Below are 13,173 nucleotides of genomic sequence, written 5' to 3' on the forward strand. Positions count from 1 at the left end.
AAACGCTTGCCGCAGGTGGGCAAAGCGAATTGTCCACGATGCTGTGAAGAACGCGCCGGCGTGAGGCCTCCGCGCGGTGGAAGACGCCGGCCTGCGGCGGCCGAAAATGGCCCACGGCGGCCGCTTTTCCGACCCGGCAAGTTCCCATGATCGCGTGATTTCACTGTTAAACGGCGCCGTTTCACGATTGCGCGGACAGGCCAAGTTTCGAAGAGCAGCGGGCTGATCGGCCGGTTTCGCGAATGGCGAACCGTGCCCCCTCCCCTCTCCCGAACATGGATCCCCCGCCATGCAGCTTGCGCAATTCGACACCCGTGCCTTCTTCATGGCCGCCCCCGAAGTCCTGGGAGTACCCGGATCCGGCTTCACCCACGATCTTGAGCGGTTCGCCCAGCGCGCGGAAGCCGCCGAAAAGGCGCAAGCCGGCATTCTGGCGCTGGAAGCGCTGGTGGTCTTCGGTGAAGCCGGACGGCGCATCGACACGGCAGGCTGGAACCTGCTGTCCGCCGAAATCGCCGCATGCGTGCGCAAGGGAGAGGATGAGCGCGCGGCGCGGCTGCTGGTCCCGCACGGCGCGATGGCGATCGTGGACACGCTGTCGCCGACGGCGGAAAGCGTCCGCATCGTGATGGACGATATCGCGATCGATTCGGAAGCCGTCGCGCATTCGCGCTGTGCGGCATTCGTGGCGGCGCTGTTCCGCGCGCTTTCGCGGCATTTCGCCAATGATCCGGCCGGCGAGGACAACCTTCAGCACGAACCGGCGCCCGAAGCAGATGCCTGATCTATTGCCGGAAAATTCGAAACCAAACGCTCGCTAAGCCTGGAAGAAGCCCGAATCAGGCCTTTTCCAGCGTGCACTGCAGCGGGTGCTGGTTCTGCCGGGCGAAGTCCATCACCTGGTTCACCTTCGTTTCGGCGATCTCGTAAGGGAAGATGCCGCAGACGCCGACGCCCTTCTGGTGGACGTGGAGCATCACGCGCGTCGCCTGTTCCAGGTCCATATGGAAGAAGCGCTTGAGGACCATCACCACGAATTCCATCGGGGTGTAGTCATCGTTGAGCATCAGCACCTTGAACTGGCTGGGCTTCTTCGGCTTGGCGCGGGTCTTGGTGGCAATGCCGACCTGCTCGCCGCCGTCGGTATCCTGCCCGTCGGAATCAGGGCCGCCGACGGTCAGGCCGGCTTTCGGGCGGCTGACAGCGTCCGCGCAGTCCGACACGGCGCGCAGGGACGCGGAAAGGCTCTGAAAGGAATCGAAATCGGGGGAGTTCATGGGGGGAGAATATCGTATCGCCCCCCCGGGAAACAAGGTCTGCGTCGAACATTGTCGCGTCGGCGCCTGCTGAGGGCCGCGCTTCGGCCGGATGGAGGTGCCATCCGGCCGATGGATCGACGTCGACAAGGACCGCCCGGGGAGCCTGCCGGTGCCCGTCTCCAGGCACCGGAAAGACCTGAGGGCGATGGATCAGACGGCCGCGTGGCGCGCCTTTTCCATCGCGATGCTGACGCGGCCCGAGATCGGGGCGGCCACATCGCTGAACAGCTTCAGCATGGTTTCGCTGTTCTTCGAACCGTAAGCGACGGCGGTGTCGAAGTTCTTGCGCAGGATATCGCCCTGCAGCTTGAAGAAATCGGTCGGCGACTTGACGGCGGCCAGTTCCTTGATGTCGCCGGTCATCGTCGCGAACGAGGTGCGACCTTCGGCAACCAGTTCCGAACCGATGCCCTGAAGGCCTTCGGCCAGAATCTTGCCCGATTCCACCACGGCTTCAACGTTGCCCTTGGTGAAATCACCCAGTTCGCCGAACAGGCCCGAGCTCTTTTCGAAAGCGGCCTTGGCCTTGGCCTGGGCATCGGTCACGGCATCCTGGAAAGCAGAAAAATTAGCGCTCATGTCCATCGTCGTATCCTCGAGCATGAAGTTGGATATCAGTCCTGCGAAACTTGTATTTGCGGCACCCGTCTTCGATGCGGGGCCTGACTTTGCAGCGCTGGCGGGAGCGGCTTTCGCCGAGCCCGGGGTTCCGGCCACGGGGGCCGGCTTGGTGGCGGCAGGCGCGCGCGCAGCGACTGCCGGTTGGGAAATTGCCGGTTTGGTTACGGCCGGTTTGGTTATGGCCGGCTTGGTAATGGTCTTGACCTTCGCCGTCGCTTTCGGCGCGACCGGCTTGGCAATCTTCGCCGGTCCCTTTGCGACCGCGGCCTTGGCAGGCGCCTTGGCTTTCGCGGCCACCTTGGGCTTCGGCTTCACGGGAAGTTTAGGCGCCGGCTTGGCAGTCACCGTCGGAGTTGCCACTTTCGGTGGTTCCACCTTCGCCGCTGCCGGCTTGGCCGGAACCACCGTCGGGGCCGGCGAAACCGGAGCTGCCGCCACCGGCTGGGGCTTTACCTCAGCCTCGGCTTTGGCGACCGGCTCTTTCACCGGCTCAGCCTTGACCGGCTCGGGCGCCGTCTTCGCGTCCGCGGCAGACGGTGCCGCGATCGTGGTGGCTGGAGCGACCTTACCGTTCCCGGCTTTCGCCGCCGCGCCCTTCGCAGGCGCAACTTTGTTTGATTCCGTCTTGCTTACCACGGGTGTGTTTTCCGCTGCCGCCGCATAAGCCTTTTCGGCGAGCGCGTCGTCCTTGTCTTCGTTGCCGGCCATCTGAGCTGTTCCTGCGTTCCTGGCGAGAAATCGTAGCGATAGACGATGTTCGAGCCATTCGCGCCGCGGGATCGCAATGGCGATCCGCCGACCCTTCAGGCTCTCCGTAACTGCAACTCTGGAAATTCCTGCGATTCGTTAAAATCTTTTGCTGCGTTGCACAATATGGGTTCGCGCCATGGAAGTCAATCTGGCTTTGCTGCATTGCGCCACGAAAATGTTGCACTGCAACATAGGCGGGCATGGGTAGCGTCGGCGGGATCGCCGGTCATCGCTTCATGGAAGGCAAGCTACCTCGCCCATGCAGCCGTAAGGTGCTGAAAGTCCGGTGCATACCGGGACTGCACCCAAAACGGATCAACATGGCAAAGGCTCCCGAACGGCACCCGAACCGGGCCGCCAACCGCCGCCGGACGGCTCTCGCACCGCAGTCACTTGCGCTTCAACCGCCAGATCTCGAAAGAGATTGCGCCGGAAACTTTGGGCAAGTTCGGTGTACCGGTAATGACGCAGGGCGAAGCGTTGGCTGGATGCCCGCCGTCAGCTCTGCCCCGTCATCGCGTCATGACGTAGCGGCCCGGCGCGTCCTCGATCACCTTGTCGCCCCGCCCACCCGGGCGCCGCTTGCCGCGCGCAGGCACTTCGGTGCCGTCCAGGCCACGCAGCCAGCCGATCCAGTGCGGCCACCAGCTCCCCTGATGCACTTCGGCCCCATCCACGAAGTCTTCCAGCGTGTCGGCCGACGCCGGGTTGGTCCAGTACTGATACTTGTTTGCCGAGGGCGGATTGACGACGCCGGCGATATGGCCGGAGCCGGCCAGCACGAACGTCCACGGCCCTGCCAGATAATGCGTCAGTTTCCACACGCTCTCTGCCGGGGCGATATGATCCTCCCGCCCGGCCTGGATATAGGCGGGCGTGGCGATCCGGTGCAGGTCGATCGGCACGCCGCAGGCCTGCAGCGAATCCGCCACCACCAGCCGATTGTCACGATAGAGATCGCGCAGATAGCTGCGGTGCCACTTGGCCGGCAGGTTGGTAACGTCCCCGTTCCAGTGCAGCAGGTCGAAGGCGGGATATTGCTCGCCCATCAGATAGTTCTTCTCGACCGTGCTCCAGATCAGATCGTTCCCGCGCAGGATATTGAACGTCGCAGCCAAATAGCGCCCATCGAGATAGCCTTCGGGCGAAAGCTTGCCGATCGTCTCGATCTGCTGGTCGTCAACGAACGTCTTGAGGTCGCCCGCATCCTCGAAATCGACTTGCGCGGTGAAGAAGGTGGCGCTGGCAACCTTGTCGCCCTCTCCCTTGCGCGCCAGCACCGCCAGCGTCGCCGCCAAGGTGGTGCCCGCCACGCAATAACCGATGGTATGGACCGAGGGCACGCCCAGCCGGCCACGCACCACGTCCACCGCCTCTACCTGCGCGGCGATATAATCGTCCCAGGTCATCTCGGCCATCGAGGCATCGGCCGACTTCCACGAGACCATGAACACGCTGACGCCCTGCTCCGCCGCCCAGCGCACGAAGCTCTTCTTGGCGTTGAGGTCGAGGATGTAGAAACGGTTGATCCACGGCGGGAACACCAGCAGCGGCGTCTTCAGCACCTTGTCGGTGGTCGGGGTGTACTGGATCAGCTGGTAGAGCGGCGTTTCGAACACCACCTTGCCCGGCGTCACCGCGATGTTCTCGCCCAGCACGAAGGCGCCGGGGCGCACATGGGTGAGCTGGCCCTTGCGCATGTCGTCCAGCAGGTTCTCGAACCCGCGGATCAGGGTTTCACCCTGCGACCGGCGCGCCGCCTCCAGCGCGACCGGGTTGGTCATCGGGAAATTGGCGGGGCTCAGCCCGTCGACGATGGCGCGGGTGGCGAACACCAGCTGCGCCTTGCGTGCAGGCTCCAGCCCTTCCACCTGTTCCGCCATGCCGACAACCTGCTCGGCCAGCATCAGGTAGAGTTGGTGGAGCACCGCGAAGAACGGCTGGCGGCGCCATTCGGCATCGGCAAAGCGCCCGTCCGAACGCGGCAACGCCGGATCGGCCTCTGCCACGCCTTCCTCACGCGCATCGGGGCCAAGGCCATACTGCGCCAGCACGCCATTGATCAGCCCGGCCGCGTCGTTCCACAGCCGCTGCTGCACTTCGGGGTCGGACAGTGGAAGCTGGCGCGCCACGGATTCGGCAGTGGCGATCCACTTGAGCGGGTCCGACCAATGTCCCTGCCCGTCCTTCGCCTTGCCGATCTGCTCGACCTGAAAGTCGGTCCAGATCGAATGCATGCGGCTGGCGATTTCCGCCCAGTGCACGGCGCCCTCGGCTTCGGGCGTGCCTTCCTTGGGGACTAGGCCGCCGAACAGGCCGGTCACCTGGCTGGCGTGATCCTGGAAAAGCTTGGCCATCAGGTCGGTGGCGTCGGTCGCCATGTGCGGTCGAACTCCGAATGCGCGGACGGATCCGTTGCGAATCCCCTCGATCACATTCCTATCGACTGCCCCGCCGGCCGCCAACCGGCAAAGCCACTGGCAAAGGTGGCCGGTGAGAGCGACCGGCCGGATGGACAAAACTTGCGCATGTCCCCCGCTTTCCCATCACACGATTGCGCATCGGCCATTTGCGCTGGGGCTTTATTCCCCTACAGGGACCGGCGCGGCACTTTTCGCCGCGTGTTTTATGGATTCACAGAGGTCATGGAAGACGAGTTCTACCGCATCAAGCGACTGCCGCCCTACGTTATCGCCGAAGTCAACGCGATGCGTCATGCGGCACGCCAGGCGGGCAAGGACATCATCGACCTCGGCATGGGCAACCCGGACCTGCCGCCGCCCGCCCACGTGATCGACAAGCTGTGCGAAGTGGCCCGCAAGGAAGACGCCCACGGCTATTCGGCGTCCTCGGGCATCCCCGGCATCCGCAAGGCCCAGGCCAACTACTACGGCCGCCGCTTCAACGTCGATCTCGATCCCGAGACCGAAGTGGTGATGACGATGGGTTCGAAGGAAGGCCTTGCCAGCCTCGCCACCGCGATCACCGCGCCGGGCGACGTGGTGCTGGCGCCCAACCCCAGCTACCCGATCCACACGTTCGGCTTCATCATCGCCGGCGCGACGATCCGATCGGTGCCGACCACGCCGGACGAGCGCTATTGGGAATCGCTGAACCGCGCGATGGCCTTCACGGTGCCGCGCCCGTCGATCCTGATCGTCAACTACCCGTCGAACCCCACGGCAGAGACGGTGGACCTGGCCTTCTATGAACGCCTGGTCGCCTGGGCGAAGGAGAACAAGGTCTGGATCCTGTCCGACCTGGCCTATTCGGAACTCTATTTCGACGGCAATCCCACGCGCTCGATCCTCGAAGTGCCGGGCGCCAAGGATGTGGCGGTGGAATTCACCTCGATGTCGAAGACGTTCTCGATGGCGGGCTGGCGCGTCGGCTTCGCGGTAGGCAACCCCAAGCTGATCGCGGCGCTGAAGCGCGTGAAGTCCTACCTCGACTACGGCGCCTTCACGCCGATCCAGGCGGCCGCCTGCGCCGCGCTGAACGGCCCGCAGGACATCGTCGAGAAGAACCGCAACCTCTACCAGAAGCGCCGCGACGTGATGGTGGAAGCCTTCGGCCGCGCCGGTTGGGATATTCCCAGCCCCAAGGCATCGATGTTCGCCTGGGCCCCCCTGCCCCCCGCACTGAAGGAAATGGGCAGCCTGGAATTCTCCAAGCAGTTGCTCACCCACGCCGAAGTCGCCGTGGCGCCGGGCGTCGGCTATGGCGAGGACGGCGAAGGTTTCGTCCGCATCGCCATGGTGGAGAACGAACAGCGCCTTCGCCAGGCCGCGCGCAACATCAAGCGCTTCCTGGCGTCGAAGGGCGTCAACACGCCGGCGGCCTGAGCCTCCGCACGCGAATCCGGCTTCGGCCGGATTCGCGGCACGGACCTCGCGAAGAGAACGCAGGATAGCCCGAACGGCCTGGATAGGGCCGGGTCTGGAATGACCAATCGCTGGGGCGAGGCGCCGGGGCGCCAAACACGGGAACCAGGCACCTGGGGGAAAACCCCATAGGGATTTTTCCAAGGGTCTGATACCAATCGAAAATCGCCCTCTATAGTAGTCAGAGCACGGAAAACTGGGCAATTTTACCCTGGAATTATATCGTACTGTAAAAATATAGGTATTGTCCCGATGCCAACATCCACTCAAGGATACCGGTTACCGGACCACCGTTTGGCCTTGCAAAATAGGGGGGGGGAATGACCTATCTAGGCAAGAGCGAATGTCACGCACCGCGATTTCGCTGGTTAACGCAACACACGATACCGACGCGGCTCGATTTGCGCCGCTGCGGATGGATATTGGAACCCAACGAAGACGGCTCGACCGACTGCGTGGGGATGATCGACGCGCTGGGCCTCGATGCCGGGCAATGGCTTTCGATGCTCGAAGCGCTTCCGCAGGAGCAGCGGCGCACGGTGCTGGTCACCGGCGTGGGCACGGCCTGTGAGCGCGCCTCGCTGCTGCATGTCGGCTTTGGCGACGTCGTTACCGACACGATCGAACTGGAAGAGCTGGACGCACGTGCCAGCCGCCTGTCTCAATTGGCCCAATGCCTGCCGCGCCGCCGCCGCCTTGGTCGGTTGACGCTGGACCTGCTCGCACGGGAAGCTTTCGGCGACGGCGAACCGCTCAACCTCAATCCGCGCGAATTCGCGCTGATCTGGCGGCTTGCGGATTCGGTCAACAGCACCGTGAGCAAGGAAACGCTGATCTATGACGTCTGGAGGATGGGATTCGTCCCCGAAACCAACAGCGTCGCCGTCCATATGTCGCGCCTGCGCCGCAAGCTGGCCTTCGTGGGACTGGCCGGCGTGATCGAAACGTCATCCAATGGCGGCTATCGCCTGGTCCTGCCCGCAGAGGTCGCACCGGTGGAACGCGCGCTTCGCGCCAGCGTCGAAACCCTGTCGCATTGAACGCATGACACCAGGGCAGTTTCCGAGGCGTCAGGTGATTTCACCTGATTGGAAAACGCCCTAACCCGCCAGACCTCGCCTCCCCACCAGGGCGGCGAGGTCCGCTGGCGTGTTGATGTTGGCGATCGGGGCCGGCAGTTCGATCCCCCGCGCACCGACCAGTTCGGCAAAGCGCCGCATCGAATGACTCTCTTCGCTGTGGAGCAGGGTTTCCAGCGTTGCCGTCGCGGTTACCGGCCAGATGCCGATGATCGGCTGTGACGCCACGCATGCCGGCGCCTCGCCAAGCCGCTCCAGCAGATCATCGGGCAAGAGCCCGCCATCGACACCGCAGGACAGTACCTGGGTATAGCCCTCATCCTGCGCCAGCCGCATCGCGGCGGCCAGCCCGCCCAGCGGGCCCATATCGGCATGCGGCCAATCCGGCAGCGTCGAAGCCGGGGCGGTTTCCCGCCCGGTGACCACGACCTGTTCGCACCAGCCGGATAGCGCATCCACCGCAAGCGACAGCAGGGTATGCCCGCCAATTTCCGCCAGTGCCTTGTCGCTGCCGAACCGGGTAGACCGCCCGCCTGCAAGAACCGCTCCGAGAATCATGGTCAGGCTCCATCGCAGGGGAGTGGGATTTGCCGGGAATCCTAGCGCAACCCGGCGCGGATACAACGCCCGGATACCAACGGATCATGCCAAACGCGGTTCCGCCATGTGCGAAGCTGTCGATGAAATTCACCCGAAACGTGAATCCCGGTTGCGCCCGAGCGAATCCGTTGATAGTGGCCCACTCCACCACACCGGATGGCCCGATGGCGGAGTGGTTACGCACCGGACTGCAAATCCGTTTACGCCGGTTCGATTCCGGCTCGGGCCTCCACCTTCCCTACATTGTCAAGCACTGCAATCGCCTTTCCGGGCGGCAGATTGGCGCCCGCCACGCCTGCGTGCAGGGTGATGGCAGGACGACGCTGCGCCCGCCTTGAAGCGACAATGGCGCAGGATCGCACTCGGACAGCCGATCTCGAACCGGTTTCCAGCCGCTTCGAGGAAGCCACCGATGACGGTGGCTTCCAAGCGAATTCACATGGCGCCGCTGCGCCTCATGCCCGCTTCTCGAATGCAAGGAAGGTGATGCGGCTGTCGCGCCCCGTATTCCAGGGGGCGCAATTATAATGCTCGTACTCGTGCCTGGCATAGTCGACGAGGTTGAAGCCCAGTTGCTGCATCAGGTGGATGTAGATTTCCGGGTCGCGGTTGAAGACCGGCGGATTGCCTTCGCGGCGCCACCGCTGGTCCATGAGTTCAGCGATGACCACCCGTTCGCGGCCCTTGGTCGCCTCCACCATCATCGGTACCAGCGCATTGTCGGCAACGTGCAGCAGCACGGTGTAGATCAGCACCGTCGGCGCGGCCGGGTAGGCGTAACCGTGATCGTGGATGCGGAAATTGTGGCCGGGCAGCGCCGCGCGGGCCTGCCGCAGCGAGTTCGGGTTCACATCGACGCCGATATAGCCCTCCGGCGTGAACAGCGAGGCGATGCGACCGACGCCGCAACCGATCTCCAGAACCGGAAAGCGCGTGCCCAGCACCTTGCCGAGTGCGGCGCCGACGTCGAAGCCTTCGGGGAACTGATAACCGTTGCTGGGGATGATGTGGTCGACGCCTTCCTTGATCCAGAACGCCTCTTCAGGCGTTCTCCAAAGCCGGTTTTCCGCCCGGTCGCGCGCGCCCTCCGCGGTCACTTGCCGGGGTTCCGCATCGGCCTTGCGCCCATCCGCCTTGGCCTGGCGCGATGCCTGCCAGTGGCGGATCACTGCGGTTTCCGCGCCGGGGGCACCGTCGATATGCAGATAGGCGCGGGGCAGCCACGTGGTCTTCAGCGGCCGGATGCTGGCGATATCGCACCATGCCGATGAAAGATGGACCTGATCCCAGGTCAGCGGATCCGCCTGGCAACGCAGCACCCATTGCCGCAGCAGTTCGCCGGCCAGTTCGGTCTTGCCGAAATAGAGCGTGCCCGAACAGAACTCCCAGCCGCGATCCTGCTCGGCATGGTTCCAGGTCCACTTGTGCAGGGCGACATCCGCGTCCAGTGCCGAGAACAGGTCCGGCATCGCTTCCACCGTGGCATCGGCATCGAGCCAGACGATCGGGCGATCGGACATCAGCCATTGTTCGTAGATGAACTGCGCCTTGTAGGCACAGTTCATTTCCCAGCCGCCGATGCTGCCGATCGGCTGCAGGACATGATCGACCCCGAACCCATCCAGCGTCGCGCGCAGGCGGGCGGCATATTCGGCATATTCGTTGTCGGCAGTGAAGAACGACACCACGCGGAACGGATGCGCCCCGGCCGCAAGGACTTCGGCGGTGTCGTACGGCTCCGTGCCCCTGTCGAGATCACGGCCAATGAAGCTCTTCACGGCAAGGTCGGCGGCGCTGGCGGCGCGCGGTACGGCGGTCTGGAGATTCATCGCAGGCGATCCATCGAAGAGGCCGCCGCCGGACCGGAACCGACGCGCGGGCGAGGCGAATGTGGCAGAGCGTCGGCACGCTCGGCGGTGATAGCATTATAGAATGGCCGGGCGGGCCGGCGTGGCAGCGGGGCGATTGCCCGTTTCAGGGCCGCAGCAGGCCGTAGCTCTGGATCATCCCGACAAGCCGGCCCTCGCGGTCCACCACCGGCACGACCGAAAGCGGGCGCCCGGCGTCCTGCAGCAGCAACAGCACATCGGCGACTACGGCGCTGTCCGGCGCGACGATCGGCCCGGTTTTCATCACGTCCCCCGTGCGGATCGCGTAGATATCGTGCCGGGATTCGATCAACCGGCGCACGTCACCGTCCACCACCAGGCCCAGCAGGCGCCCGGCGCTGTCGATCACGCAGGCCGCGCCCATGCGGCCGGCCGAAATCACCGCAATCATCTCTGCCACGCTGGCATCGGCACCCACCGTGGGCAGGTCCGCCCCCTTGTGCATCAGATGGCGGATCGGGATCATGTGCCGGCCCAGCAGGCCCGCCGGATGGTGGCGCAGGAAATCCTCACGCGTGAAGCCCCGCGCGCGGCTGACGGCAACGGCAAGGGCATCGCCGATCGCCATCTGCAGCGTGGTGCTGGACGTGGGCGCCATGCCGATGTGATCGGCCTCCCCCGCGATATCCATCAGGATGCAATGTTCGACCACATGCGCCAGCGGCGATTCCGCGCGGCCGATCACGCCGATCAGGCGACACTTGCGCGCCTTCAGGATCGGCAGGATGCGCATGATCTCCTCGGTCGATCCGCTGTTGGAGAACAGCAGCACCACATTCTCGGTCTGCACCGCGCCCAGATCGCCATGCGCGGCCTCCGCCGCGTTGAGAAAGAAGGCGGAGGTGCCCAGGCTGGAGAAGGTCGCCGCCACTTTCGCTGCGACCAGCCCGGACTTGCCGATGCCCAAGCACACGATCGGCCGCTCCTGCGCGGCGATCAGCGATACGGCAGCGGGAATTGCGCCGTGATCGGCCTGCAGGAACCCGTCCAGCGCGTCCCGCTCCGCCGCCAGGACATCGCGAAACCAGCGGATTTCCCGCTCGCCCCGCTCCTGGATCCGCGCGACCTTGTAGTTCAGCATTCGATGACTCCGCCTATTCCGGTCATGCGGGATTTCAGCCCTGCGCCGCGCGCAGCTGGCGGTTTTCCCGCTCCAGATCGATGTTCCACGCCGCCAGGCCGAAGCGGCGCACGTCCACCTGCTGCCAGAACAGCCCCGGATCGCGTTCGAGCAGATGGAACCTGGCCAGCGCACTGGCGCACTGCGATCCCATGTCGATCACTTCGGCCAGTTCGGTGAGGTAGAAGGGAATGGGCCGGTCCGGATCGCCCATGTGGTCACCATGGGCGCTGCCCGCCGCGCGCAGGGCGATGTCCATGCCCTGCTGGAATGCGCGCCGTGCGGCCCCGTGATCGCCGCCGGCGATGTGAAGCCGCGCCGCGTAGAATGCGGCGGCAACCGACTTGGTGGCCAGGATCGGCGCAAAAGCCTGCCAGTCCGCTGCTGCCGTGGCGTCATACCAGCGCAGCGCGCCCGCATGGTCTCCGGCCATTTCGCATAGCCGGCCGGCCAGAAACGAAAGCGATATCTTCCAACGGGCGACATGCGCGGGCGGATTTTCGCCCGCCGCGATGGCATAGCCCTGGATCGCCTCCAGCAGACCCGGCACCGCGCCACGCTCCCGCGCCTCCAGCGCGCGATAGCCATAGACGGTAAGCGCCGCGCCCTGATCGGCCGATCCCAATCGCGCGTTGCCGATCACATATTCGGCAAGGCGGCACAGCGTATCCTCGTTACCCAGCCGCTCCCCCATCTGGACCATCGTGCGATAGAGCCAGGGATTGTCGTAGGCCCCGAAATCGGCCAGCGCGGGAAGGCTTGCCGCTCCGCCCGCGAAGGCGGGATGGACATAGGCCGCGGTGTCCGAAGCCCCGGCCAGCGGGTTGGCGGAAACCACCGCCAGCAGCCACGGCCCGTCCGCTTCCCCGTCGAGCGGGGCGGGAATGATGTGGCGCGCGCCCATCGGATCGCGCGTGAGGGGCAGTTGTTCGTACCGGCATTCCACCAGAAAGCGGCTGGAAAGCGCCTCGTTCAGCACCGCCCAGCTGCCTGGCAAGGAAGCATCATCCGCATCGGCACGGCGAATGGCCAGGATCAGGCGGCCATCGCACTTCAGCACGCGCAGGTAATCGTCCAGCCGCGCCTGCCAGCCGCCCGGCGTCGCGGGCTGAAACGCCACGACGCTATCGAGCGAACGCGCCGCAATCGCGTCCAGCGGCAGCCCGGCACGGACAGACCCAGCCTGCGACAGCGTTCCGACGATGCGCGCCCCATCGGCGGCATAGGCGCCATCGACCAGCACCGCGTCACCTGGGCGAACGTGGCTGGCCGCCAGTGCATAGCGGGCAATCGCGGCATCCGCATCGGCACCGCCGCTGGCCAGCAAGCCTTCGGGCGATCCCGCTTCGGCGCGGCAATAGAACGTGAGCGACGGCATCGCACGGCCGCTCCATTGCGGATAGTCGTAGTGCGTCATGCCGCCGGGATGACGAATCCAGCCTTGCGCAAACAGGTCGGGCTCGATCGCATCGCGGCTTCTGCCTACGGATTGCAGCGCCAGCACACTGGCCCCGGCGTAAGGCCGGATCGCTTCCGCCAGCGTTTCGGCGGCACCCGCACCGGCGCGGGGCCACTGGACGTAGGCCGCCCCATTGCCGGGGTTGATGGCTCCCGCCGTATGGCCTTGCGGCTGGCAGCCCAGCAGCGCCAGTTCCTGCGCCAGCCGGGCATGGGCGACGAGGTCCAGCGCGATCCGGCAGGGGCCAAGGCGCCTGACGATGGCGGCAGCGTCGTGAATGCTCATGAAAGGCCGTTTCCCGCTTCGAATTGGTGTCCGCGGCTGTCGCCGTGCCGGATAATTATAGGATAAAAGCCCCTCAACCGGGCCCCGACCGGGAAAATTTTGCCGGGGGCGCGCCCCGCCGCCGAATGCCTTCGCTTCCCTCTATATTGGGCACATGGCCGTAGCCC

Annotated in this window: 11 protein-coding genes and 1 tRNA gene; 5 read left to right on the plus strand and 7 right to left on the minus strand. The window is 65.1% G+C overall.

What is annotated here, in order from left to right; genetic code table 11:
- Positions 1-289: 289 nt before the first annotated feature.
- Entirely contained in the window at positions 290-784 is a 495-nt protein-coding gene (locus WBP06_RS12745) for a hypothetical protein (RefSeq protein WP_395328263.1), read from the plus strand.
- A gap of 55 nt (positions 785-839) precedes the next feature.
- On the opposite strand, the gene clpS is transcribed toward WBP06_RS12745, so the two are convergent.
- Together clpS and WBP06_RS12755 are read right to left on the minus strand one after the other, a co-directional pair.
- Positions 840-1,181, minus strand: a complete 342-nt coding sequence (gene clpS / locus WBP06_RS12750; RefSeq protein WP_395334144.1) for an ATP-dependent Clp protease adapter ClpS — start codon at positions 1,179-1,181, stop codon at positions 840-842.
- A gap of 288 nt (positions 1,182-1,469) precedes the next feature.
- Positions 1,470-1,898 carry a phasin family protein gene (locus WBP06_RS12755; RefSeq protein WP_395328265.1) on the minus strand — a complete coding sequence of 143 codons (429 nt, stop codon included), beginning with the start codon at positions 1,896-1,898 and terminating at the stop codon, positions 1,470-1,472.
- Between WBP06_RS12755 and WBP06_RS12760 the strand changes: the two genes are divergently transcribed.
- Positions 1,897-2,604, plus strand: a complete 708-nt coding sequence (locus WBP06_RS12760) for a hypothetical protein (protein WP_395328267.1) — start codon at positions 1,897-1,899, stop codon at positions 2,602-2,604. The genes WBP06_RS12755 and WBP06_RS12760 overlap by 2 nt on opposite strands.
- A 598-nt stretch (positions 2,605-3,202) precedes the next feature.
- Here the strand turns inward: WBP06_RS12760 and WBP06_RS12765 are convergent.
- On the minus strand, positions 3,203-5,071 hold the full coding sequence (locus WBP06_RS12765; RefSeq protein ID WP_395328269.1) for a PHA/PHB synthase family protein: 1,869 nt from the start codon (positions 5,069-5,071) through the stop codon (positions 3,203-3,205).
- A 264-nt stretch (positions 5,072-5,335) separates the two neighbouring features.
- On the opposite strand from WBP06_RS12765, the gene WBP06_RS12770 reads away from it, so the two are divergent.
- Positions 5,336-6,535 (plus strand): LL-diaminopimelate aminotransferase, encoded by a 1,200-nt coding sequence (locus WBP06_RS12770; protein ID WP_395328271.1) that lies wholly within the window; start codon positions 5,336-5,338, stop codon positions 6,533-6,535.
- Between the two features lie 461 nt (positions 6,536-6,996).
- Positions 6,997-7,614, plus strand: a complete 618-nt coding sequence (locus WBP06_RS12775) for a winged helix-turn-helix domain-containing protein (protein ID WP_395328273.1) — start codon at positions 6,997-6,999, stop codon at positions 7,612-7,614.
- A gap of 60 nt (positions 7,615-7,674) precedes the next feature.
- On the opposite strand, the gene WBP06_RS12780 is transcribed toward WBP06_RS12775, so the two are convergent.
- Complete coding sequence (locus WBP06_RS12780; RefSeq protein WP_395328275.1) at positions 7,675-8,211, minus strand: molybdenum cofactor guanylyltransferase; 537 nt, start codon at positions 8,209-8,211, stop codon at positions 7,675-7,677.
- Positions 8,212-8,411: 200 nt separating this feature from the next.
- Between WBP06_RS12780 and WBP06_RS12785 the strand changes: the two genes are divergently transcribed.
- Positions 8,412-8,485: transfer RNA gene (locus tag WBP06_RS12785), tRNA-Cys, on the plus strand.
- Between the two features lie 223 nt (positions 8,486-8,708).
- On the opposite strand, the gene WBP06_RS12790 is transcribed toward WBP06_RS12785, so the two are convergent.
- The 3 genes from WBP06_RS12790 to WBP06_RS12800 form a co-directional block, all read right to left on the minus strand.
- Positions 8,709-10,082: a class I SAM-dependent methyltransferase gene (locus WBP06_RS12790; protein ID WP_395328278.1), complete on the minus strand. Its 1,374-nt coding sequence runs from the start codon at positions 10,080-10,082 to the stop codon at positions 8,709-8,711.
- A gap of 145 nt (positions 10,083-10,227) precedes the next feature.
- Complete coding sequence (locus WBP06_RS12795) at positions 10,228-11,223, minus strand: SIS domain-containing protein (RefSeq protein WP_395328281.1); 996 nt, start codon at positions 11,221-11,223, stop codon at positions 10,228-10,230.
- A 34-nt stretch (positions 11,224-11,257) separates the two neighbouring features.
- Positions 11,258-13,006: a hypothetical protein gene (locus WBP06_RS12800; protein ID WP_395328284.1), complete on the minus strand. Its 1,749-nt coding sequence runs from the start codon at positions 13,004-13,006 to the stop codon at positions 11,258-11,260.
- Positions 13,007-13,173: the final 167 nt, after the last annotated feature.

Source organism: Novosphingobium mississippiense (assembly GCF_044029535.1).
Taxonomy (GTDB): domain Bacteria; phylum Pseudomonadota; class Alphaproteobacteria; order Sphingomonadales; family Sphingomonadaceae; genus Novosphingobium.